The organism is Streptomyces sp. NPDC002467, from assembly GCF_042889825.1.
Classification (GTDB): Bacteria; Actinomycetota; Actinomycetes; order Streptomycetales; family Streptomycetaceae; genus Streptomyces.
The window spans coordinates 151,815-174,166 of sequence record NZ_JBIARJ010000019.1 but is presented as its reverse complement, the minus strand read 5'-3'; the positions used below and the strand labels follow the sequence as shown (position 1 = coordinate 174,166).

The following is a 22,352-nucleotide window of genomic DNA, read 5'->3' as shown; positions in this document are numbered from 1 at the left end:
CTGGATGGTGGGTGCATCAGGAATGCTTATCGGGTGTGCAGGAACCATCGTTGGCGGTGAAGTATCCCCCCGCCGCAAGATGATCCCCATGACCACCGCACAGACCGCGCGGATCGCCCTCGTCGGCGACCGCTCTCCGCACGTGAAGTCCCACACCCGCATCCCGCTGCTGCTCGACGCCCTCGCCGCTCGCGACGGGCTCGTGCTCGACGCCTACTGGATCCCCACCGGCGAGGCCGGAACCCTGCGCGGCTTCGACGCCGTGTGGGTGCTGCCCGGCAGTCCGTACGCCAGCGAGTCCGGGGTGCTGGCCGCGATCCGGGTGGCCCGGGAGGAGGGCATCCCCTTCCTCGGGACCTGCGGCGGCTTCCAGCACACGCTGCTGGAGTACGCCCGCACGGTGTGCGGCCTCGCCGACGCCGCGCACGCCGAGAACGACCCCGACGCGGCGGACCCGCTGATCACCCCGCTCGCCTGCTCGCTCGTCGGTCACCAGGGCCTCGTGCGCGCCGAGCCCGGCTCGCTCGCCGAGTCCGCGCTCGGCGCGGAGCGCTCGACGGAGCACTACCACTGCAACTACGGCCCCGAGCCCCGCCACCTGCCCACCCTCGCCGCGCACGGGTTGCGCCTGTCGGGGCACGACGAGGACGGGCAGGTGCGGATCGCGGAGCTGCCCGGGCACCCCTTCTTCCTGGCGACCCTGTTCCAGCCGGAACTGCACGGGGACGGCACGGTGCCGCACCCGATCGTCCGGGCCCTCGCCGTGGCCGCTGTGACCCACGCCACCACCGCCCGCCGGACCGCCGCCCCGGCGGAATAACGGGTCGCAGGACCACCCCGCCGATCGGCTATGCTGTGCTTGCACGTCGAACGGGTGGTCCGCCGCCCTTCGTGGTGGGTGTAGCTCAGTTGGTAGAGCACCTGGTTGTGGTCCAGGTGGCCGCGGGTTCAAGTCCCGTCACTCACCCTGTGGGTCCCGTGAGGGGTACGAGGTTTCCTCGTACCCCTCACGGGCGTTTCCGCTACGCCTCGACCAGGCGGAGCAGCGCGGAGAGGTCCTTCTCGAAGGTGAACTCGCGTATCAGGGTCGTGGGACGCCCGTCTTCCATCCGCCACACGAACTGGTACAACGCCGGGACCCCGTCCTCGACCCTCCGCATGACCACCGACGCCTGGTCTCCCCATGCCGTCGCGCCGGGGAACGTGACGTCGTCCACGGAGTCCCCCAGCCGCCGGCCCTGCTCGCGAAGAGCCCGGAAGCGGGCCATGAACTGGGCCTTGGTGAGCGTGACCGACCGGCCCGCCTCATCGGTGCGCAGGTTCTCGAACCCGGGGTCGTACAGCGCGTCCAGCCGGTCGACGTCCAGCGCAAGCCCGGCGTCGAGGTACTCCCGCATGCGTTCCACGAGCTGCTCGTACATGATCGTCTCCCCTGTCGGCTCGGAGCCCCGGACGGGCTCGTGGGACCACTGTCGCGGCCGCCGCCAACAGATCGCCCACAAGCCGCCGACAGGCCGCCGACGTCACGCCCTCAGGAAGGCCTCCACTTCGGTGGCGAAGGCCACCGGGGTCTCGTGCGGCGGGTAGTGGCCGGAGCCCGGGATCGTGACGATCCGGCAGTTCGGGTACCAGGTCCGCCACGTGGCCCGCATCACGTCGACGGTGAGCGCGAGGTCGTACTCCCCTACCAGGACCAGCACCGGAACGGTGTTGCCCTTCACCGCGGAGGACAGGTCGAGCGGCTGCCAGCTCGCGAGGTAGCCGGCGAAGGCCTCGGGGCGGGAGATGCTCAGGGAGTGCTCGACCATGCCGTCGAGCCAGTGGCGGCTCGCGCGGTTGCCGGTGACCAGGTCGAGGATGGTCCGGCGCTTGGCCGGGTCCTCGGCGGCACCATAAAAGAGGGCGTGGGTCGCGTCGTCCATCTCGTACGGGGCGGCCGGCACCGGCGTGAGCCCGATGAGCTTCTCGACCCGCTCGGGGGCGCGGACCAGGACCTGCTGGATCGCCTTGCCGCCCATGGAGTGGCCGAGGAGGGAGAAGGTGTCCCAGCCGAGCTGGTCGGCCAGTTCCAGGACGTCGTCGGCGATCTCGGCGAGGGTGTGGCGGCCGGACACGTCCCGGCGCTCGCCGTAGCCCCGGTAGTCGAGGAAGGCGTACGAGAACTCCTCGGGGTCCAGGTAGTCCAGTACGGAGCCCCAGTTCGCGGAGGTCCCGAACCAGTCGTGCAGCACGATGACGCGTACGGGTCCGGTCCCGATCCGGCGGTGGGCGATGGCCATGCGTTCTCCCTCGGTGACGGTGGTGGGGTCTGCCGACGCCGTACTGTCTGCCCATCCGGCTTACGATCACACCGTGCCGACGAAACCGCCCCGCAAGCCGCTGGTCATGGGGGACTTCTCGCGGGCCGACGGGGCCCGCCACCCCCACCACCCCACGAGCTACGAGATCAGCGACCAGGCGGAGATCCGCGAGGTGCGGGCCGTCCGGCGGATCGGGCGCCGGCGGGCCGCCGCGGCGGCCGCCAAGGGCGTCGAATTCTGCTCGTGCGGGAATCCCGACGCGGACACGCACCCCACCCCCGAGTCGAACCGCCTGCTCGACCCCCTCTCCCCCGAAGGGATCCCGGCCCGCCACCGCGCCCGGTGGGTGGCGGCCGCGCCCGCGGGGCTGCGGGAGTACGCCGGCGCGCTGGCCGGGGGCTGGGAGGACCCGGTGCCGCCGCGCGGGGTGCCGTCGGCCGTGGTGTTCGGCTGGCTGGGTGCCGTACGGGCGGAGCCCCGCGACGCGGCGTGGCTGCTCGCCGAACGGGGCCCGGAGCGGCTGCTGGCCGGGGTGGCGACCGACGAGCTGGCCTGGGCGGTGCGGGAGACGGACCGGGTGGGCCTGGAGGGTGCCGTGCGGTTCTTCGCGAGCGAGGAGTTCACCACCCGCCACCCCAAGCGCCGCCGGGTCCCGGACACCGCCCGCGACCTGCTGCTCCGGCACGCGCGCAGCCACCGACCCAAGGACCTGCCGGTCCTGGAGCGGCGGCTGCTGCGGGCGGCGGAGGACCGGGTCAGACGGTCTTGAGCGCCGGGTCGGAGACGCCCGGGGCGCCCGTCTCCACGTGGCCCGCGAAGCGGCGCAGGAAGGTGGCGTCCGCGTCGGAGACGACCGTGACGTCGTACCAGCGGCCCGTCGCGCCCAGGTCCGCCGTGTACGCGGCCGTGCCGCCCGCCGCGACCCGCAGGGTCTGGGTCGCTCCGTTGTAGGAGTTGGTCACCTTGAGGTTGACCGCCGCCGAACCGGAGTTGGTCAGGGTCAGCCTCAGGTTCCCGGTGGCGTCGTCGTGGCGGGCCGTGACCTCGGGGCCGGCTTTCTTCGCCGGGCCCTTCCAGGTGCGCAGGAAGCCGTTCGGGCCCCAGACGGTGAGGTTGATCTGGTTGCCGGTGGAGCTGCTCGTGGACCAGGTGTCGGAGAGGGTCTTGCCCGCCTCGACGGTGTAGGGCCAGGGGCCGTCCGTGCGGTTGCCCGAGGTGCTGTGGAAGTGGGCGCCGAGGGTCGGACCGGAGGCGAAGGTCAGGGTGAACTTGCCGGTGGAGGTGGTGGCGCGGCCGTCCACGTACGGGCTGTAGCCCAGCGCGCGGGTCGGCTTGGACCCGGCCTCCTGCTTCGGCAGCGTGCCCGTGGCCGGCGGGACCGGGTGGTAGGACGGGTGCGCGTTGTGGTCCGGCGGGAGGTAGGCGTCCGTCGACGGGAGCGACGCGGGGGTCGCGTCCGCCTTGCTGAAGTCGAAGGCCGAGGTCAGGTCACCGCAGACGGCGCGGCGCCACGGCGAGATGTTGGGCTCCTGCACGCCGAAACGCTTCTCCATGAAGCGGATCACCGAGGTGTGGTCGAAGGTCTCGGAGCAGACGTAACCGCCCTTGCTCCACGGGGAGACCACGATCATCGGGACGCGCGGGCCGAGGCCGTACGGGCCGGCCGCGTAGCCGCCGCCCCCGTTGTAGAGGTCGCCGGTGACGCTCGCCGTGGACAGGCCCCACGCCGAGGAGGCCGGCGGGTACGGCGGGACGACGTGGTCGAAGAAGCCGTCGTTCTCGTCGTAGGTGATGAACAGCGCCGTCTTCGCCCAGACCGCCGGGTTCGAGGTGAGCGCGTCCAGGACCTGGGAGATGTACCAGGCGCCGAAGTTGACGGGCCAGTTCGGGTGCTCGCTGAAGGCCTCCGGGGCGGCGATCCAGGAGACCTGCGGGAGGGTGCCGGCCGTGACGTCCGCGCGCAGGCGGTCGAAGTAGCCGTCGCCCGCCTTGACGTTGGTGCCCGTGCGGGCCTTCTCGTACAGGGCGCTGCCCGGCTGGGCGTTGCGGTAGTTGTTGAAGTACAGCAGCGAGTTGTCGCCGTAGTTGCCGCGGAAGGCGTCGCTGATCCAGCCCCAGGAACCGGCCGCGTTCAGCCCGTCGCCGATGTCCTGGTAGACCTTCCAGGACACTCCGGCCGCCTCCAGGCGCTCCGGGTAGGTCTTCCAGCCGTAGCCGGCCTCCTGGTTGCCGAGGACCGGGCCGCCGCCCACGCCGTCATTGCCCGTGTAACCCGACCACATGTAGTAGCGGTTGGGGTCCGTGGCGCCGATGAAGGAGCAGTGGTAGGCGTCGCAGACGGTGAACGCGTCGGCGAGGGCGTAGTGGAACGGGATGTTGTCCCGGGTCATGTACGACATGGTCGTGGCCGTCTTGGCCGGGACCCACTTGTCATACTTGCCGTTGTTGTACGCGGCGTGGCCGCCCGCCCAGTCGTGGTTGAGGCCCTCGACGAACTGCATGCCGAGGTCGTTCACCTGCGGGTTGAACGGGAGGATGTCCTTCGTCCCGTTGGACTGGAAGAAGACGGACTTGCCGTTGTCCTGGAGGACGGGACGGGGGTCGCCGAAGCCGCGAACGCCCTTCATGGTCCCGAAGTACTGGTCGAAGGACCGGTTCTCCTGCATGAGGACGACGATGTGCTCGATGTCCTGGATCGTACCCGTGGTGCCCTGCGCCGAGATGGCGGCCGCGCGGGCGATGCTCTCGTTGAGCATCGCGACGGCGGCGGTGCCACCGGCGATCTGCAGGAACCTGCGCCGATTGAATTCGGTCATGGAGTGACGTCCTCTGGGGGTGAGGGGGGTGTCTGGGGGCGCCCCAAGAACAGCGCCCCCGGGGTACCGGACGGAGATCACTTCGTGACGGTGCGCCGTACACCTGGAGAACGAAAGCTCTCCCGAACGGCCCTCGTATCTGCTGGAATGACCTCCCACACACGTGCACGGGGGGCTTGGAAACGGATGGCCGGGAACGACTTCGGGCATGCCCTCGGGCTGTCCCGCGCGCTCTCCGGTCTGCCGCTCTCGCCGCTCGTGGGAGGGTACGGGGAACTCGTCTCCGCGCAACAGACCCTCGGCTTAAGCCACTTGGGCGAACTCCTGATGTCCGGCGGCGCCCGCTTACGCGTGCTCGACGGGGTCTTCCGCGTCGAGCGGCCCGGCCGGCGGGCGCACGTGAACGCCCGGGTGCTGCGGGGGATGCGCGCGCACCGGCCCGAGGCGGCGTGGCTGCTGGACCGGCTGGCGGGGATCCAGGAGGAGGACCCGGCGGCGCTGCGGCGGATCCTGCTCTACCAGGTCGCCCAGCTGCTCCACGACCACCCCGCCGGCCATCTGCCCGCCACCGCGGCCGGTCTGGGCGTCGACCCGGCGGAGACCGCCGCGCTGGTCCACGCCGCCGCCGCGCGGCCCCGGCTGGACGCGGGCCAGCGGGCCGCCGCCGAGGGCCTGGAGGACGACTGGCGCAGCCGGCGGGTGCGCGCCGGCGGCCGGAAGGCGGCCCTGCTGCCCCCGGGCGGCGGGGACGGGACCCTGGAGGCCCGGCTCGCCGAGCTGGCCGACCGGGCCGGGGCCGCCGACGCCGCGATCGGCACGGCTCGGCGCCACGAGGAGCTGGGCGATGCCGACCGGGCGTCCGTGCGGTACGAGGAGGCGGCCCGGCTCGCGGGTGACTGCCCGCGCGCGGTGCGCGGGCTGGTGCGCACCCACCGGGCGGAGCCGGGCGATCCGGGCCCGCTGGAATCCGTACTCGTCCCCGGCGGCGTCGAAGTGCGCTGGCCCCCCGGCCTGTTCACGGGCCGGGCCTGGCGCGTGGTGCGGCTCACCCAGGGGGAGCCTGCGGGCTCGCCCCTCGCCGAGGTGGCGGGGCGGCCCCACCACGGCGTCCTGCTGGACCGGGACACCGGGATCGGGGTGCGCGTACGCCACGTCGCCCTGCCCCTCGGGGCCGACGGCGCGGTGGACGGCCCGCCGCTGATCGGGGCCCCGGTGACCGTCGCCCCGGCGGTGACCGGGCTGCGCGTCGCCGACGGCAACGGCCGGATCGAGGTCTCCTGGACCGCCCCGGCGGGCACGACCGGATCCGTGGTGACCCTGACCGGGCCCACGAGCCGCCGCGTGTCGGACGCGACCGTGCAGAGCCTGCGCTTCGACTGCCTGGAGCCCGGCGCCTACGAACTGACCGTCCGGGCCCGCTACACCGCGCCGGACGGCCGCCCCGACCACGCCGTCCTGTCCGCTCCGGTGACGACTCCGGCGACCGTCCACCCGTGGCCCCCTCCCGTACGCGCCGTGACGGCGACGCCCAGGGAGGGCGGCGGACTGGACTTCCACGCGACCGGCGCGGAGGGCGCCGCGATCCGTCTGCCGGTATGGCCCGCCGACCCGCCCGCCGTCGGCACCGAACTGAGGGTCGCCGACCTTCCGCCCGAGCCGGACTGGATCACCCCGGCCGAGGCGGGACGGATCAGCGGCGAACGGGCGTGGACCGGGCTGCCGCCCGCCGGCGCGCTCGTGACCGTGACGGCCGTCGCCGTGCTCGGGGAACGGGTCGTGGTCGGGCCCGGGGTTCCGGTCGAGGCGCCGCTGCCGGTGACCGGGCTCGCGGCGCGGCGGACCTCCCCCGAGGAGGTGCGGCTCACCTTCGACTGGCCTGGCGGCACCGGCACGGTCACCGCCGCCGTCACCCAGGACGGCCGGGTCACCGAGCACGCCGTGGCCCGCAGCGTGTTCCTGCGCGAGGGGCTCCGGCTGCCGGTCGCGCCCTCCGCCCTGCGCGTCGTCGCGTACGCGGCGCCGCGCGGCGCGCGGTCCGTACTGGCCGCCGGATCCGACGACGCGCGGGCCGAGCTGCCCGCCGACGTGGCCATCGCCTACGCACTCCTGCCGGGCGTCCGGCGGGGCCTGCGCCGGGGGCCCGCCGTCCTGCGGGTCACCGTGCGGGCGCCCGGCGGCTCCGCGGACCTCCCCGACTTCGTACTGGTCGCTCGTGGCGACGGCGGCCGCAACCCGCAGCGCCCGCCCGGCCCCACCGGCGGTACGACCCTGTACCGGCTGACCGGCGACGAACTCGCCGCAGCCGGGACGATGGAGCGCGAGATCGACCCCGCCGTCGCACCCGGACGTCCCTACGCCGTCCGCGGCTTCCTCCTCGGCGGCCGTGCCGCCTCCGTCCGGCTCGAAGAGCCCCCGATCCACTCCCTGGTGGTGCGCTGACTTGACCTCCGTCGTCTGCCCCTACTGCTTCGACCGGTCACCGGCCGCCAAGCTCCCCTACCGCTGCCAGATGTCCCCCACCGGGGTGCGCGGCGGCACGCCCTGCACCGCCGAACTCGACACCGCGTGGGCCGAGTTCATCGGACCGGGCGTGGCGCCCGCGCTGCGGATGCGCGGGCCCGTGTTCGCCGCCCCGCGCGGGTTCGGCGGGCGGATCCCGCGGCAGCTGCCGCTCGGCGGCGGGGGGTCCCGCGCGGACTGCCCCGACTGCGGGGTGTCCACGCCGGTGCGGGTGTGCCGGCGGTGCCACAGCGACTTCCCGAGCGACTACTGCGACCAGGACACCCGGATCATCGCCCTGCTCGGCCCCAAGGGCTCGGGCAAGAGCACGTACGTCTCGGTCCTGGTCAACGAACTGCGCGGCAGGGTGGGCCGGGCCTACGGCGCCTCGCTCACCCCGATGGGCGGCGAGACCCAGCGCCGTGACCGGGAGATGGCCGAGGACCTCTACGACCGGCTGCGGCTCCCGGGCGCCACCCGACCGGCCGCGCTCGGCTTCAACGACCCGCTGCTGTACCGGCTGAGCCTGCCGCTGCGCCGCCGGCTGCGCGGGGACGGCAGCCGGCACACCGCGCTGGTGTTCTTCGACGCGGCGGGCGAGGACCTGGGCAGCGCCGAGGCCATGGACCGGTACACGACCTACCTGGCCGCCGCCGACGGGATCATCATGCTGGTGGACCCCCTGCAGATGCGGGCGGTGCGCGACCGGCTGCCGGTCGACTCCGAGCTGTCGCTGCCCGTCGTGGAGACCCCGCCGCAGCAGATCGCCGGAGACCTCGCGGCGCAGCTGCGGGCCCGCGGCCGGGGCTCCTCCCGGGGCCGGGTCACCACCCCGGTGGCCGTGGCCGTGACCAAGACGGACTCCCTCGCGCCGCTGGTGGATCCGCACTCCCCGCTGTTGCGCAACGCCGAGCACCGGGCCGGCGCGGTGGACGAGGACGACCGGCTCGCGGTGCACGAGGAGATGCGCTCGCTGCTCGACGGCTGGGACTCGGGCGCCCTGCTGCGGCAGTTGGAGCGGGACTTCGCGCAGCTGTCGCTGTTCGGCCTGTCGGCGCTCGGCTCGCCGCCGCCCGCGCACGCGCCGGCCGACGCCCCGAAGTCCGGTCCGCAGCCGCTGCGCGTGGAGGATCCGCTGCTGTGGCTGCTGGGGCTCGGGGGTCTGCTGCCGCAGGCTTCCGCCGCCGCGCGCACCGGTGGCGGTCGTGGCGGTGCGGAGGGAGAGGCGTGAACCTCGCGCAACTGCACTACACCTCGGCGCCGCCCGGCCCCGACGGCTCCGGGTTCCGATTCACGGCCATGACCCCCGGGGTGCCGGCCGCGCTGCTGCGGGAGGCGGAGCAGCTGATCGGTTACGAGCCGCCCAGGGATGCGCCGTCCCGGCCGGGTCCGGATGAACTTGCCACCTTTCCGCAGGCATTGAGCCTGAGCGTGCTGGCGGACGGGAGCCGGCTGCTGGCCCGCTCGGTGTACACGGGCGCCGACTACAGCGGCCGTTGGGGCAACTTCCACGCGCACGCGGTGCACCTGCCGCAGCAGGCGGGCTCCGGTCCGGCCGTCGGCGAGCTGCCGATCACCTCTTGGGGCTCGAAGCAGTGGGCCGCGGAAACGCCGGCGGGCGGCGCGCCCGCGCTGGAGGCCGTGCCCGTTCCCGGGCCGCACGACGAGGCGGCGATGGCCGGCTTCGTCACCGAACGGGGGCCGTGGCTCGCGGGGTTCTTCGCCGATGTGCGCCGGCTCGGCGAGGACCCGGCGGCCCCGCAGATCGTGCTGGTGGAGGCGGACAGCGAGGCGGTGGCCCGCTGGATCATGCTGGCGTGCAGCGTGGTGCCGCACGAGCGGGGCCAGTGGCTCACCTTCAGCACCTACACCCGGCGCCCGCAGCTGGCCCGGCATCAGATCATCGGCGTGGTCCCCGAGGACGGCCCGGGCCTCGCCGGGCAGGAACACCGCTACCGGGTGTACGACGTCGCTCGTGCGACGGCCCCCGCCTCCGGGGCCCCGAACGTGTGGGCGGACACCTCGGCCCGGATCTGGCAGGCGGGGCGCCAGAAGCTGTTCGCGGCGGTCCGCCTGCTCGGCGCCGATCCGTACGACGCGGGCCCCCTGGCCGCGCTCGCCCTCGCCGCGGACATCCCGTTGGCCTCCCCGGCCCGGGCCGCCGCCGCGGACTGGGCCGCCGGTCACCGGGACGCCCTGGAAGGGGCCCGGCTACACGCGCTGGCCCTGGCGCTGGGCGCGGTCCCCGCCGGCGGGGACCGGGATCCGGCCGAGGCCGAGGCGTGCGGGCGGCTGCTGGTCGCCCTGGACGGCTGGGCCCCGCCCGCCGTGTGCGAGCCGCTGGCGGAGCGGGCCCTCGCCGAGGCGGTGCGCGGCGCGGCCGTGCCCGCGGCGCTGCCGTCCGCCGGGGCGTTGGGCGGGCCCGCGCGGGCCCGGCTCGCCGCCGCGCTGGAGCCGGAGCTGCGGGCCGCGCTCGCGGCCGCGGAGACCGCACCGGCCGACCGGGCCGGGCTGTTGCGGATCGCCTCGGTGCTGGGGACCGACACGGCCGACCTGGTGCCGGGCGCGGCCCGGCAGTTGGCGCTCGCGCTGCTCGCCGATCCCGAGGCGGTGTACGGCGAGGGGGTGCGGGCCGCGTTCGCGGAGCTGCCGGCGCTGCGGGCCCTCGTACTCGACCAGTTGGACTCCCTCGCCGCAGGCCAGACGGCGGCGGCTCGCGACCTGTTCGCCCGTACCGGGCTGCGGCTGACGGCCGCCGACGCGCGCCCGCACCTGCGGATGTGCGCTTCGGCGGCGGGGGTGGTCGCGGCCGCCGCGGACCGGGTCGGGGCGCTGCACGCGCTGCTCGCCGAGTCCGGGGTCTCGCTGTACGCGGAGCCGCTGGTGCTGCGGACCGCGATGCGGCTGGTGTGGGAAGGGGAGCCGCCGGCGGCGGGTGAGGCCGCGATGGTGCTCGGGGCCACGGGTGCCCAGGTCCACCGGGAGGCCGGAACCTGGGAGTTGCTGGTGCGGGCGGCGGCCGGGGCCCCGGCCGGGGACGTGGCGGCGGCCGAGCTGGCGCCGGAGGTCCTGAGCCGCTTCCTGGAGGAGATCCCCGCCTCGCTGCGGCCCTCGCTGCTGATGCTGGAGCTGGCGCGGGACCTGCGGGCGGGTACGGCCGGCCCGGGCTGGGTGCGGCGCGCCCTGGACCTGGGGTCGGCGGACCCGGGGCCGGGGGCGCGGGCGCAGGCTTACGCGGCGGTGTCGGCGCGGCTGCTGTCGACCGAGGACCGGCCGGAGAACGAGCTGCGGGCCCTGATCGAGAGCGACGACGTGGAGTTGCTGGCCGCGTACCGGCTGGCCGCGCGGGAGGAGGAGGTCACGGCCCGGCTGCGGCTGGTGCCCGCGTTCGCCGCGGACTGTTTCACGACATGGTCCTCGCAACCGCAGGCGGGCCCGGTCTGGCAGGAGTCCCGCACCGACCTGCTCGAAGGGGTGCTGCGGCCCGTCGTACGGGGGCTGGCACCGGCGGAGCTGTCCTCGGTGGAGGACGCGCTGGCCCGGCTGGGCGGCCGCTGGGCGGAGGACTTCCGCACCTGGCAGCGTCCGACGGCGATGGGCCGGCTGCGGGACCGCTTCAAACGCCGGTCCGCCCCTTCCCGACCGGGGGCGGGCGGGACCTCCCGTACGGGTGCCTCGGACGCTCCGGACGACGCGGGCGGGAATCGGGGTGGGGAGTGGTGAACACCGATTCACCCACGCTCGAACTCGTCCTGCGGGGCCTGCTGTACGGCACCGGGATCGTCGCCGTCGGCCTGTGCCTCGCGTACGGGCTGTGGCGGTTCCTCGGGCTGGCCCTGGTGGCCGCCTGGCGGGCGTTCGGGCCGCGGACGCCCGGGGACGCCGATCAGCGGGTCGTCCCGTACCTCGGGGGCGAGCCGGCCCGGCGGGCGTACTGGGCCTCCCAGATGTGGCAGGACTCCTGGTACGCCGGGCTGTTCGCCTCCCGCACGGTCTGGTACCTGCTGGCCCGGCACTGGTTCGGCAGGGTGGTGCGGGACCGGCAGTTGCAGGGCCGCAGCGGCCGGACCGGCCTGCGGTCCGGCAATTCCCTGGGCCGGCTGGTGCACCGGCTGCTCGCCCCCGGTACGGCGCTGGCCGCCGTGCTGTCCGCGGTGCTCGCCTCGGCCCTGCTGTTCTGCATCGCCGTGGTCTTCGCCGTGCAGGTCGTCCTGGTCGCCCTCGCGGCCCTCGCCGCCGTCGCCGCCGGGCGGGGCGCCGAGCGGCTGTGGAAGCTGACCCGGGGCGTACGCATGAAGTGCCCCTACCCGAGCTGCTACCGCCCGTTCGCGCTGGCCGTGCACCTGTGCCCGGGCTGCGGGGCGGCCCACCGCGAGCTGCGGCCCGGCGGCTTCGGCACCTGGCGGCACGAGTGCCGCTGCGGGCGGGCGCTGCCGACCACCGCGCCGGCGGGGCGGCGGCGGCTGCGGGCGCACTGCCCGCACTGCGACCGCCCGCTGCCCCCGGCGGTCGACACCACCCGGGTGGTGCACCTGCCGCTGATCGGCGGCACCTCCGCGGGGAAGACCATGCTGATGGCGGCCGTGCTGGAGGGTCTGCGGTCCTGGTCGCACCAGTCCTCGCTGAAGGTCGAGTTCGCCTCCCCGGACGACCTGCGCGAGGCCAACGCGCTGGGCATGCAGCTGAAGGATTCGGGGTGGACGCTGAAGACCCAGGGCGGCCAGCCCCGCGCCCTGATGCTGCTGGTGGGGCGGGGTCTGCGGCGCAGGCTGCTCTACCTGTACGACCCGATGGGCGAGTCCCTGCGCGACGCGGACAACACCCGGCTCCAGGGCTACCTCGCGCACGCCGACGGGGTCCTGTTCGTCGCGGACGTGCTCGCCTCGCCCGTCGTGCGCCGCGGGCTCCGCGCGGGCGACCCCGAGCTTGCGGCGGCCGCCCGGCCGGCCGACCTCGGGCCCGTGGACACGTACGCGGCGCTGGCCGGTGAGCTGCAGGGGCTCAGCGGGCGCCGGGGGCGCCTGGCGGTGGCCGCGGTGGTGACCAAGCGGGACACCCTCGACCGGCTGACCTCGCTGCCGCGGCCCGCGGAACCCGTCGACGCCTGGCTGGACGACATCGGCCTGGGCGACCTGGTGCGCAGCTTCCGCCACGATTTCGCGGCGGCCCGCTACTGGGCGGTGAGCGCCCGCGCGGCGACCGGGGCGGGAGCGCTCGACTCCGAGCGGCTGCGGGCCGCGGAGCCCGTGCTGTGGCTGCTGGCGCGGAGCGGGCTGCGCGTCGGGCGGTTGACGGCGGGCGGGCTGCCCGGCGCCGCGCCGGCAGCGAACCGGATCTCGTCGGAAGGGAGCAAGACCCCATGATTACACCGCAGATCGCGAGGGGCCGGCGGTGGATGCTGGCCCTGTTCGTGGTGGCGGTCGTGGTGACGGCCGCCGCCTCGGTGGTGGCACTGGTGCGGTTCGTGCCGCAATGGACCGGGAGTTGAAGGAGACATGCGGTGAGTGACATCCCCGGCGGGCCGATGGCGAACAGGCCCGTCCATTTCATCTGGCTGCTCGACTGCTCGTATTCGATGCAGGGCGAGAAGATCGGTCAGCTCAACTACGCGATCAGAGAGGCCGTTCCGGCCATGCGCTCGGTCGCGCAGGACAATCCGGCGGCCCAACTGCTGCTGCGCACGATGACGTTCTCCACGACGGCCCGCTGGCACCACCAGGACCCGGTGCCGGTGGAGCAGTTCACCTGGCAGGACGTGCAGGTGGACGGCATGACCAATCTGGGTGACGCGCTCCACCTCGTCTCGCGCGAGCTGGACACTCCGCCGATGCCGCAGCGGGCCCTGAAGCCGGTGCTGGCGCTGGTCTCCGACGGGGTGCCGACGGACGACTGGAAGGCCGGGCTGCGGGCGGTGGACGCGACCCCGTGGGGCCGCAAGGCGGTGCGGGTGGCCATCGCGATCGGCGCGGACGCGGACCGTACGGTACTCCAGGAGTTCCTCGGGAACCCCGAGCTCCAGCCGCTCGACGCGAACAGCCCCAAGCAGCTGGCGGCGGCGATCCGTTGGGCCTCGACGGCCGCGGTGAAGGCGGCTTCCCAACCGATGGCGGGCTCCGCGGACACCATCGTGAAGCAGCCTCCGTACGCCCCGCCCGCGCTCGCCGACGACGATGACGACGTGTGGTGAGCGGACCCTTGCCGACCGACGGATCAGCACGGCCGCTCTGGGAACGGCTGCACGGAAGCATCCAGGGCGTGAACAAGACGCGCAACCAGGACAACTACCACGGGGAGGGCCTCGGCACGGACAGGGCGCCGCTGATCATGGCGGTGGCCGACGGGCACGGCTCGGCGGTGCACGCCCGCAGCCACGTGGGGTCCCGGTACGCCGTGGACCTCTTCGTCCAGGAGGCCCGGCAGTTCGCCTCGCTCGCCCAGCCCCGGGACGAGGGGCGGCCGCCGAGCCTGGCCTGGCTGATGCGCTACGCCGAGTACTCCTTCCCGCGCCAACTCGTCAGTGCCTGGCGGGAGAAGGTGCTGGGGAACTGGGAGCGCCACAGCCCGCCCGGGGAGCCGGCGGTGCCCGAGGAGGAGAAGCTGCTGCTGTACGGGAGCACGCTGGTGGGCGCCGTGCTGACTCCCCGGGTGTTCGCGGCCTGGCAGCTCGGCGACGGCGAGCTGACGGTGGTGGGCGAGGGCGGACGGGTGAGCGTGCCGCTCGCGCCCTCGGAGGCCGATCTGGGCGACGAGACGGAATCGCTGTGCACCCCGAAGGCGTGGCTGCGGGTGCGGACCCACTGGGCGCCGGTGACGGCGCCGTCGAGGGCGCCCCGGCTGGTGGTGCTGTCCACGGACGGGCTGTCCAAGAGCTTCGCCTCCGACAAGGGGTTCCGGCAGTTCGTGGCCGGGCTGGACGAGCGGCTGTCGGCGGAGGGCGGCGAGTCCGTCCGGGCCTCGCTGCCGGAGTGGCTGACCAAGGCGTCGCAGCACTCGGGGGACGACACCACGCTGGTGGCGGCCTGGCACTCCGGGGACGAACCGGCGGAGCGGATGGACGTGGTGGGCGCACCGGGCCCGGTGGAGCCGGGACCCGCCGCGGAGCCGGTGGACGTTGCCGAGGGCGAGGGCGTGGCCGTGGCCGAGGGCGCCGTAGACATGGAAGACCTGCGAGACCCGTACAGGAGCGAAGAATGAGCGGCATGCTCGACATCAGCACCCGGCTGACGGCCGACAGCGGTACGAGCGTGGAGGTGTGCGGCCTGCTCGGCGCGGGCGGTCAGGGTGAGGTGTACCGGGTCCGGACGCCCGCCGGGGAGCGGGCGCTGAAGTGGTACTACCCGACGTGCGCGACCCCCGCGCAGGAGGACATCGTCCGCCAGCTGGTGGACCGGGACTTCGACGACGACCGCTTCCTGTGGCCGCGGGACTTCGTGTCCGACGGGCGCGGCGGTTTCGGGTACCTGATGGACATCCGGCCGGAGCGGTTCAAGGGCCTCCCGGCCCTGTTCCGGCGCCAGTTGAGGACGACCCCCAGGGCGCTGCTCAAGGCCTGTCTCTACACCGTCGAGGCGTACCAGGCGCTGCACTCGCGCGGGATCGCCTACCGGGACATCTCCTGGGGCAACATCTTCTTCGACCCGGCCACCGGTGAGGTGCTGGTCTGCGACAACGACAACGCGGTCGTGGAGGGCGACAGCACCGGCATCTCGGGGACGATGGAGTTCATGGCGCCCGAACTGGTGCGCGGTGACCCGGGGGTCTCCCCCGGCACGCAGAGCGACCTGCACTCCCTGTCGGTGCTGTTGTTCATGTTCCTGATGAACCATCACCCGCTCAAGGGCCGGCTGGAGTTGGCCATCCGCTGTCTGGACGAGGCCGCCGAGCGGAAGCTGTACGGGAAGCAGCCGCTGTTCGTCTTCGACCCCGTGGACCGTTCGAACGCGCCGGATCCGGTGGAGCATCCGACCGTCCTGGCCACGTGGGGGGTGGCACCGCCCTCCCTGCGCGATCTGTTCGTCAAGAACTTCACGACGGGACTGCGCGATCCGGCGGCCCGGGTGCGCGAATCGCAGTGGCGGGACACCCTGCGGGCGGTGCTCGACGCGGTGGTGGACTGCGCCCACTGCGGCAAGCAGAACATGACCGAACCGCTGTCCGCGGTCCCGGGCAACTGCTGGGCCTGCAACGCCACACTGGTGCTGCCGCCCCGGCTGGTGCTGACCACTCCCCCGCCGCGCACCGAGCACCACATCCTGCTGCACCGCACCTCTCGGGTGCAGGCGCACCACCTGGCGCCGGAGCCGGCGCGGCACGACTACGGGGACGGCACGCTGGTGGCGCAGCTGACCGAACATCCGCAGCGGCCCGGGAAGTTCGGGCTCGCCAACCGGTCCGGGAGCTCGTGGACGGGCACCCGGGCGGACGGCACCACGCAGGAGATCGCCCCGGGGCAGACCGTGCCGCTGCGCTCGGGCCTGGAGCTGGACTTCGGCGGGGCGCGGGCCGTCGTACGGTCGAAGTGAGGCGGGCCGCGCCGGCCCCGGCCCGGGGGGTCAGCCCAGCAGGCGGCTGATCTCCTGGGCCAGGGCCGGCCCGGTGCTGCCGGCGCCGAGGCCGAGGCCGAGGGTGATGGTGATGGTCTCCAGCGCCCGTCGGACCGCTCCCGGTTCGGCGGCGCACTGTTCCCGGCCGGCCTGTTCGAGCTCGCCGTGCAGGGTACTGGCGGCGCTGTCTCCTCCCCCGTCGTTCTCGTCGCCTCACCTTGTGTACTCAGGCGGACAGGGTGGGAACGCCGGTCGGACTGAGCATCCGTACTCAGGCCCCGAAGAAGGCGGGTTGTCATCGTGGGGCCATGTTCATTCAGCCGTGCGATCCGCCGTCGCGTGCCGGGATAACCGCCGTGGCCTGCCTGTTGCCCGAGGACGCGGTGTCCTCCGACGACCTCCAGCGGGAGGTGGCGCTGCGCTCCGGCCTGCCGCTCCCGCCGAGGCTGCTGACGCAGGCCACCGGGATCCTCTCCCGCCGGGTCGCCGGGGACGGGGTGTACGCCTCCACCCTCGCGGTGGGCGCGGCCCGCCGGGCGCTGGCCTCCGCCGGGCTCGACGCCCTCGACGTGGACCTGCTGCTCTTCGCCTCGGCTTCCCGGGACCTGGTCGAGCCGGCCACCGCGCACATCGTGCAGGCGGAACTCGGCTCGCGGGCGCACGTCCTCGACGTCACCAACGCGTGCAACAGCTTCGTGGGCGGGATCGACCTGGCCCGGTCGATGGTTCTGGCGGGGCGGGCCCGGCGGGCCCTGGTGGTGACCGGGGAGACCCCGTCCCGTGCGGTGCGCAGGGACCCCGCCTCGCTCGCGGAGTTCCGCGAGTGCTTCGCCGGCTACACCTTCGGCGACGCGGGCGCGGCGGTGGTCGTGGAGGCGGTGGAGCGGGGCGGGATCGTCGACGTGGACACCGAGACCCACTCCGAGCACTGGGAGGTCGGGGGCATCCCCGGCGGCGGGTCGCGGCACCCGCGCGGGGACTCGTACACCTATTTCCGCGGTGACGGGCACGAACTGCGGGGCGTCTTCGAGAAGGTGGGCACGGCCGTCGTCGACCGGACCCTGCACCGCAACGGCATGGGCTGGGACGACTTCGCCAAGGTGCTGGTGCACCAGGTGACCGTGCCGTACCTGGAGCGGTTCGCGGAGATCACGGGGGTGCCGGCCGGGAAGCTGGTGGTGACCGTGCCCGAGCTCGGCAATGTCGCGAGCGCGAGCATCGGCGTCCAGCTGGACCGGATCTTCGGGGAACTGGCGCCGGGGGAAAGGGTGTTGTTCGTCGGACTGGGCGGCGGCATCAGCATCATGACGATGGTCTGGGAGAAGTCGTGAGCCGCATGTGGGTGGTGGTGCCCGCGCACGACGAGGCGGCCCGGCTGGCGGACACCCTGCGGGCGCTGGCCGCCCAGCGGGACCGCGCCTTCACGCTGCTGGTCGTCGACAACGCCTCCACGGACGGCACCGGTGCCATCGCGCGGGAGTTCGCGACGGGCGCGCCGTTCCCGGTGGAGGTGATCGAGGAACCGGAGAAGGGCGTCGGCTCCGCCGTGGACACCGGATTCCGGCACGCCATCGGCCGGGGCGCGACGATGCTCGCCCGTACGGACGCCGACTGTCTGCCCCGGCCTGGCTGGACGGGCGCCGCGCGGGCCGCGCTCACGGACTCCCCGGGGCTGGTGTGCGGGCGGATCACGGCCCGGCGCGACGAGCACGGGCCGCTCGGCCGGACCGGGTTCGGGGTGCTCGTGCGCCTGGCGGCGCTCTTCGGACGGCTGCGGCCGGAGCACGCCCGCCGCAAGGGCTACAAGGCCCCGTACCGGATGCACGCCGGGAACAACATGGCGATCACATCCGAGCTGTACCTGGCGGTCGGCGGCATGCCCCGGCGGCCCTCGCCCACCGACCGGCTCTTCCTCAACGCCGTACGCCGCCACACCGACCGGATCTCGCACTGCCGGGCCATGGTCGTGGAGAACTCGACGCGCCGCCTGCGGGCCTACGGGGTCGCGGGCACCGCCCGCTGGTACCTCGACCAGGGCAGCGGCCGCCACGGAACGGACCCCCGCTGATGCTCGACCGACTCGACCACGCGCTGCGCGCCCGCCCCGAGGCGCCCGCCGTGCTCACGTCCACTCGTACGGGTGCTCCCCGGGTCCGCGCCACGCGCGGCGAACTCGCCGAGCTGTCGGACGCGTTCGCCGCCGCCCTGCACTCCCGCGGACTGCGCGCCGGGGACACCGTCGGGGTGGCCGTGCGGCCCGGCCCCCGGGCTCTGGCCGTCCTGCTGGCGCTGTGGCGGCTCGGGCTGCGCGGGGCCGTCCTCGACCCCGGCGCGGGACCCGACGTGCTGCGGGCCCGCCTCGCCCTGGCCCGGCCCGCGCTGGTGCTCGCCGACGCGGCCGCGCAGGCGGTGGCGGGCTGGGCCCGGCCGCTGGCCCGGCGGGCAGGCCTGGCGCTGCCCGAGCTGGCCGCGCTGGGGCCGGTCGCGACGGTGGGACCCCGGCTGCCGGGGTGCGCGGCGGCACTGGAGCGGGGCGCGCCACGGGCGGGGGTGCCCGTGCGCCGCGACGCCGGCGGGGACTGCGACGCGGTGATCGTGTTCACCTCCGGTACCACGTCCGCGCCCCGGGCGGTGGTGCACACGCGGTCGAGCCTGGCCGCCGGAATGGCCACCGTCTCCTCCCTCTTCGAGGCGACCCCCGGGGTGCCCGTGCTGGGCGGCACGTTCTTCGTCCTCGTGCCGTCGCTCACGCACGGCGCACCCGTCGCCCTCCCGGCCCGCGATCCCCGGGTGCTGGCCCGGCAGTTGCACCGGCTGCGGCCCCAGCACACCTATCTGACCCCGCCGCAGTTGCGCGACGCGCTGGCCGCCGGCGCCCGCTTCCGCGGCCGGGTGTGGACGGGCTCCGCGCCGGCGGGCGCCGGGCTGCTGGAGCGGGTGCGCTCGGCCGGCGCGGCACAGGCCTGGGGGGTGTACGCGCTCACCGAGCTGTTCCCGGCCGCGGCGGTGGAGGCACGGGAGAAGGCCGCCTTCGAGGGCCCCGGCGACCTGGTGGGCGCCCCGCTGCCCGGGGTCACGGCCGAGGTGGATCCGGACGGCCAACTGCTGCTGTCCGGGGCCGCGGCCCGTCACCGTTACCTCGGGGAGGAGCCCGACGCGTGGGTGCGTACGGGCGACCGGGCGCGGCGGGACGGCGCTGGCCGGATCGTTCTCGAAGGACGGAGCAAGGACATGGTGCTGCGCGGGGCCGAGAACATCTACCCGGGTCTGTACGAACCCTCCCTGCACGTGCCCGGCGTGGAGCTGGCCGTGCTCGTCGGGGTCCCGGCGGGCGACGGCGACGAGCGGCTGGTGGCCGTGGTCCAGCCCCGGCCCGGCGCGGCCGAGGCCACCCTGCGCGCGGCGCTGGCGGAGCCGGTACGACGGATGGGCTCCGCCCGCCCGGACGCGCTCCTCTTCGCCCGGATCCCCCTGTCGGGCCGCTCCCGCAAACCGGACCGGCCGGCGACGTCCGCACTGGCGGCCCGGCGTCTGGGGGTGGCGGCATGACCGCGCACGGCCCCTCGCAGGCGGCGGCCCGGCGCCGGGACCGCCGGGTCTACCTGCGCGCTCACCCGCTCCTCTTCGCCCTGCTCGCCGCCACGCGCGGGCGGCCCGTGCGCCGGTTCGGGCGGACCGTCCTCGTGCACGACGCGGCCGCCTACCGGGAGGCCCTGACCCGGCTGCCGCTCGACCGCACGGCGGCCGGGACGACGGGCGGCGCCGCGCGGGCCGCCCTGACCGGCGGGGCCGGCGAGGCCGGTGGCGTCCTGTTCGACCAGGAGGGCGGCGCCCACCGGGACGGGCGCCGCGGGCTCGCGGTCGGGCTCGGTGCGGCCGGGGTGGAGGAACTGCGCGCGGTGTGGCGGCCGTTGCTCGTGCACCGCCTCGCACCGCTGGCGCGGGGCGGCGAGGTGGACCTCGTCGAGCTGGCGCGGGAGCTCTCGGGCACGGTGGTGTGCGCCCTGCTGGGTTCGCGGGCCGAGCCCCGGGCCGTGGCGACGGCCGCCGCCGAGGCCGCGGCGGCGTCCGTACGCGACCACCTGCCGGGCCCGCCCCGGCCCGGCGGGAAGTCGGCCGCGGTCCGGACGGCGGACCGGCTGCGCGTCCTGCTGCGCCCGGGCCCCGCCACGGGCGCCGCCGCGGGATCCGACGCCGGCACCGACGCCCGCTCCGGCTCCGGCTCCGGTGACGAGGCATTGCGGGCGATGCTGGCCGTGGCCGCCGTGAACACCACCGTCGCCGCGCTGCCCCGGGCCGTGGCCTGGTGCGCCGACGCGGGACTGTGGGAAGACGCCGCCGACGCGCGGCTCCGGCCCGTGCTGGCCGGCGAGCTGCTGCGGGTCACCGCGGCCTCGCCGCTGCTGCCGAGGGTGACGGCGGCGGACGGGTCCGTCGGCGGGTGCCCGGTGCGCGGCGGCGACCGGCTGCTGCTGGTGGCCCGGCACGCCGCCGAGGCCCACCGCCGCGACCCGGACGCCCGCCGCCCCGCCGCGCCCGATGCCGCGCAGCTGGTGTTCGGGGCCGGGCCGCACGCCTGCCCCGGGGCCCGGTTGGCGCGCGCCCAGCTGGCCGACGTACTGGAGGAGCTGGCTCCGTACCGGCCCGTGGTGACGCGGGCGCGGGTGGACCGGCGGGCCGCCCTGCCCGGGTGGCGTTCGCTGAAGGTGAGGGCGGGCGCGTGAGCATCCGTATCGCGGTCACCGGAGCGAGCGGCTTCTGCGGCGGGCACGTCGCCCGGGCGGCCGCCGCGAGCGGCGCGGAGGTGGTGTGCGTGGGCCGCCGGCCGGGGCCGGTGGGGGAACACCGGTTCTGGGACGCCTCCCGGAGCACCCCGGACCTCGCGGGCGCGGACGTGATCGTGCACTGTGCGGCGGCGGTCGGCGATCCCGCCCCCGGATCCCCGGCCGAGGCACTGATGCGCGCGGTCAACGTCGACGGCACGGAGCGGCTGTTGCGGGCGGCGGCCGGGCGGCCCGTGGTGTGGGTGAGCAGCGCCAGCGTCTACGATCCGCGCCCGGACCGGACCCTGGTCGCCGAGGACCATCCGCGCGCCGGCCACCTCAACGCCTACGGCCGCACCAAGGCGGCCGGTGAGGCCCTCGCCCTGGCGGCGGGCGCGGTGGCACTGCGCCCGCGGGCCGTCTACGGCCCCGGGGACACGCAGCTGTTGCCCCGGCTGCTCTCCCGGGTCCGGGCGGGCACCCTGCTGCTTCCGGGTCCGGACGTGCGGCTGAGCCTGACGGCGGTGGAGAACCTGGCGGACGCCTGCCTCGCGGCCGCCACGTGGCCGTCCGGGGCGTACAACATCGCCGACGGCGAGCCGTACCCCCGCGACGAGGCCGTACGGGAGGTGCTGCGCGCGCACGGCGTCCACGCGCGGATCCGACACGTCCCGCTCCGGGTGGCCCGTACGGCGGCCCGGCTCGCGGAGGCGGTGGCGAGCGGCGAACCGGCCCTCAGCCGCTACGCGGTGGACCAGCTCGCCCACCCGGTGGTCCTGGACCTGACGCGGGCCCGCGCTCGGGGCTGGATCCCGCGCCGGACGCTCGCCGACTACGCGGCCGGGGTCAGCCGCCGACGGCCGCCGGCGCCTGCGCGCCCGCGATGAGCACGTCGAGGAGGGCGAGCAGGGCCGCGCGGACGTCCGTACGGGAGCGGGCGTCCAGCATGAGGACGGGGGTGTTCGGGTCGCGCAGGTGCAGGGCGGCCGCGATCTCCTCGGCGGTGTAGGGCTGTTCGCCGTGGAAGCAGTTCGCGCCGACCACGAAGGGCAGTCCGCGGCTCTCGAAGAAGTCGACGGCCGGGAAGCTGCGGTCGAGGCGTCGCGTGTCGACCAGCACGATCGCCCCGAGCGCCCCGGCCAGCAGGTCGTCCCACATGAACCAGAAGCGTTCCTGGCCGGGTGTGCCGAACAGGTAGAGGACGACTCCGGCGTCGGTGAGGGTGATCCGGCCGAAGTCCATGGCGACGGTGGTGACCGTCTTGGACTCGATGCCGTCGAGGTCGTCGACGCCGACGCCGGCGGCCGTCAGCCGTTCCTCCGTGCGCAGCGGCTCGATCTCGGAGATCGTCTCGACCAAGGTGGTCTTGCCCACTCCGAATCCACCGGCGATGAGGATCTTGACCGGGGCGGATTCCCGGGGGGCGGGCAT

General features: G+C 75.0%; 19 protein-coding genes and 1 tRNA gene. 16 read left to right on the top strand and 4 right to left on the bottom strand.

Annotated features, from left to right (window positions below):
- Positions 1–88 precede the first annotated feature (88 nt).
- Both ACFYYJ_RS32520 and ACFYYJ_RS32515 read left to right on the top strand, forming a co-directional pair.
- Positions 89–820, top strand: a complete 732-nt coding sequence (locus ACFYYJ_RS32520; RefSeq protein WP_389137692.1) for a hypothetical protein — start codon at positions 89–91, stop codon at positions 818–820.
- A gap of 74 nt (positions 821–894) precedes the next feature.
- Positions 895–967, top strand: a tRNA-His gene (locus ACFYYJ_RS32515).
- A 55-nt stretch (positions 968–1,022) separates the two neighbouring features.
- On the opposite strand, the gene ACFYYJ_RS32510 is transcribed toward ACFYYJ_RS32515, so the two are convergent.
- A complete protein-coding gene (locus tag ACFYYJ_RS32510) occupies positions 1,023–1,421 on the bottom strand; it encodes a hypothetical protein (protein ID WP_385366012.1) in 399 nt (132 codons plus the stop codon).
- 102 nt (positions 1,422–1,523) lie between these two features.
- On the bottom strand, positions 1,524–2,279 hold the full coding sequence (locus ACFYYJ_RS32505) for an alpha/beta fold hydrolase (protein WP_385366013.1): 756 nt from the start codon (positions 2,277–2,279) through the stop codon (positions 1,524–1,526).
- 73 nt (positions 2,280–2,352) lie between these two features.
- Here ACFYYJ_RS32505 and ACFYYJ_RS32500 point away from each other — a divergent pair, with 73 nt between their 5' ends.
- A complete protein-coding gene (locus tag ACFYYJ_RS32500) occupies positions 2,353–3,069 on the top strand; it encodes a hypothetical protein (RefSeq protein ID WP_389137690.1) in 717 nt (238 codons plus the stop codon).
- Here the strand turns inward: ACFYYJ_RS32500 and ACFYYJ_RS32495 are convergent.
- On the bottom strand, positions 3,056–5,116 hold the full coding sequence (locus ACFYYJ_RS32495; protein ID WP_389137688.1) for a phosphocholine-specific phospholipase C: 2,061 nt from the start codon (positions 5,114–5,116) through the stop codon (positions 3,056–3,058). The genes ACFYYJ_RS32500 and ACFYYJ_RS32495 overlap by 14 nt on opposite strands.
- A gap of 186 nt (positions 5,117–5,302) precedes the next feature.
- Here ACFYYJ_RS32495 and ACFYYJ_RS32490 point away from each other — a divergent pair, with 186 nt between their 5' ends.
- The 13 genes from ACFYYJ_RS32490 (at position 5,303) to ACFYYJ_RS32430 (ending at position 21,808) form a co-directional block, all read left to right on the top strand.
- Positions 5,303–7,555 (top strand): hypothetical protein, encoded by a 2,253-nt coding sequence (locus ACFYYJ_RS32490; protein ID WP_389137686.1) that lies wholly within the window; start codon positions 5,303–5,305, stop codon positions 7,553–7,555.
- A gap of 1 nt (position 7,556) precedes the next feature.
- Positions 7,557–8,846, top strand: coding sequence for a hypothetical protein (locus ACFYYJ_RS32485; protein ID WP_385366017.1), 1,290 nt, complete (start codon positions 7,557–7,559; stop codon positions 8,844–8,846).
- On the top strand, positions 8,843–11,338 hold the full coding sequence (locus ACFYYJ_RS32480; RefSeq protein ID WP_389137683.1) for a GTPase-associated protein 1-related protein: 2,496 nt from the start codon (positions 8,843–8,845) through the stop codon (positions 11,336–11,338). Before ACFYYJ_RS32485 ends, ACFYYJ_RS32480 begins: the two co-directional genes overlap by 4 nt.
- Complete coding sequence (locus ACFYYJ_RS32475; RefSeq protein ID WP_389137681.1) at positions 11,335–12,978, top strand: hypothetical protein; 1,644 nt, start codon at positions 11,335–11,337, stop codon at positions 12,976–12,978. Before ACFYYJ_RS32480 ends, ACFYYJ_RS32475 begins: the two co-directional genes overlap by 4 nt.
- Positions 12,975–13,103, top strand: a complete 129-nt coding sequence (locus ACFYYJ_RS32470; protein WP_389137679.1) for a hypothetical protein — start codon at positions 12,975–12,977, stop codon at positions 13,101–13,103. The genes ACFYYJ_RS32475 and ACFYYJ_RS32470 overlap by 4 nt, the downstream gene beginning before the upstream one ends.
- Before the next feature lie 36 nt (positions 13,104–13,139).
- Positions 13,140–13,802 (top strand): tellurium resistance protein, encoded by a 663-nt coding sequence (locus ACFYYJ_RS32465; RefSeq protein ID WP_384578387.1) that lies wholly within the window; start codon positions 13,140–13,142, stop codon positions 13,800–13,802.
- A gap of 68 nt (positions 13,803–13,870) precedes the next feature.
- Positions 13,871–14,809, top strand: coding sequence for a PP2C family serine/threonine-protein phosphatase (locus tag ACFYYJ_RS32460; RefSeq protein WP_385361290.1), 939 nt, complete (start codon positions 13,871–13,873; stop codon positions 14,807–14,809).
- Positions 14,806–16,137, top strand: a complete 1,332-nt coding sequence (locus ACFYYJ_RS32455; RefSeq protein ID WP_385125895.1) for a protein kinase — start codon at positions 14,806–14,808, stop codon at positions 16,135–16,137. Before ACFYYJ_RS32460 ends, ACFYYJ_RS32455 begins: the two co-directional genes overlap by 4 nt.
- A 329-nt stretch (positions 16,138–16,466) precedes the next feature.
- Positions 16,467–17,489, top strand: coding sequence for a 3-oxoacyl-ACP synthase III family protein (locus tag ACFYYJ_RS32450; protein WP_389137677.1), 1,023 nt, complete (start codon positions 16,467–16,469; stop codon positions 17,487–17,489).
- A 5-nt stretch (positions 17,490–17,494) separates the two neighbouring features.
- The gene (locus ACFYYJ_RS32445; RefSeq protein ID WP_389137730.1) at positions 17,495–18,226 is read left to right on the top strand and encodes a glycosyltransferase; all 732 of its coding nucleotides are present in this window, start codon (positions 17,495–17,497) and stop codon (positions 18,224–18,226) included.
- The gene (locus ACFYYJ_RS32440) at positions 18,226–19,707 is read left to right on the top strand and encodes a class I adenylate-forming enzyme family protein (protein ID WP_389137675.1); all 1,482 of its coding nucleotides are present in this window, start codon (positions 18,226–18,228) and stop codon (positions 19,705–19,707) included. Before ACFYYJ_RS32445 ends, ACFYYJ_RS32440 begins: the two co-directional genes overlap by 1 nt.
- On the top strand, positions 19,704–20,882 hold the full coding sequence (locus ACFYYJ_RS32435) for a cytochrome P450 (RefSeq protein WP_389137673.1): 1,179 nt from the start codon (positions 19,704–19,706) through the stop codon (positions 20,880–20,882). Before ACFYYJ_RS32440 ends, ACFYYJ_RS32435 begins: the two co-directional genes overlap by 4 nt.
- Positions 20,879–21,808, top strand: coding sequence for an NAD-dependent epimerase/dehydratase family protein (locus ACFYYJ_RS32430; protein ID WP_389137671.1), 930 nt, complete (start codon positions 20,879–20,881; stop codon positions 21,806–21,808). Before ACFYYJ_RS32435 ends, ACFYYJ_RS32430 begins: the two co-directional genes overlap by 4 nt.
- On the opposite strand, the gene ACFYYJ_RS32425 is transcribed toward ACFYYJ_RS32430, so the two are convergent.
- Positions 21,768–22,352, bottom strand: a complete 585-nt coding sequence (locus ACFYYJ_RS32425) for an ATP/GTP-binding protein (RefSeq protein WP_385125905.1) — start codon at positions 22,350–22,352, stop codon at positions 21,768–21,770. The genes ACFYYJ_RS32430 and ACFYYJ_RS32425 overlap by 41 nt on opposite strands.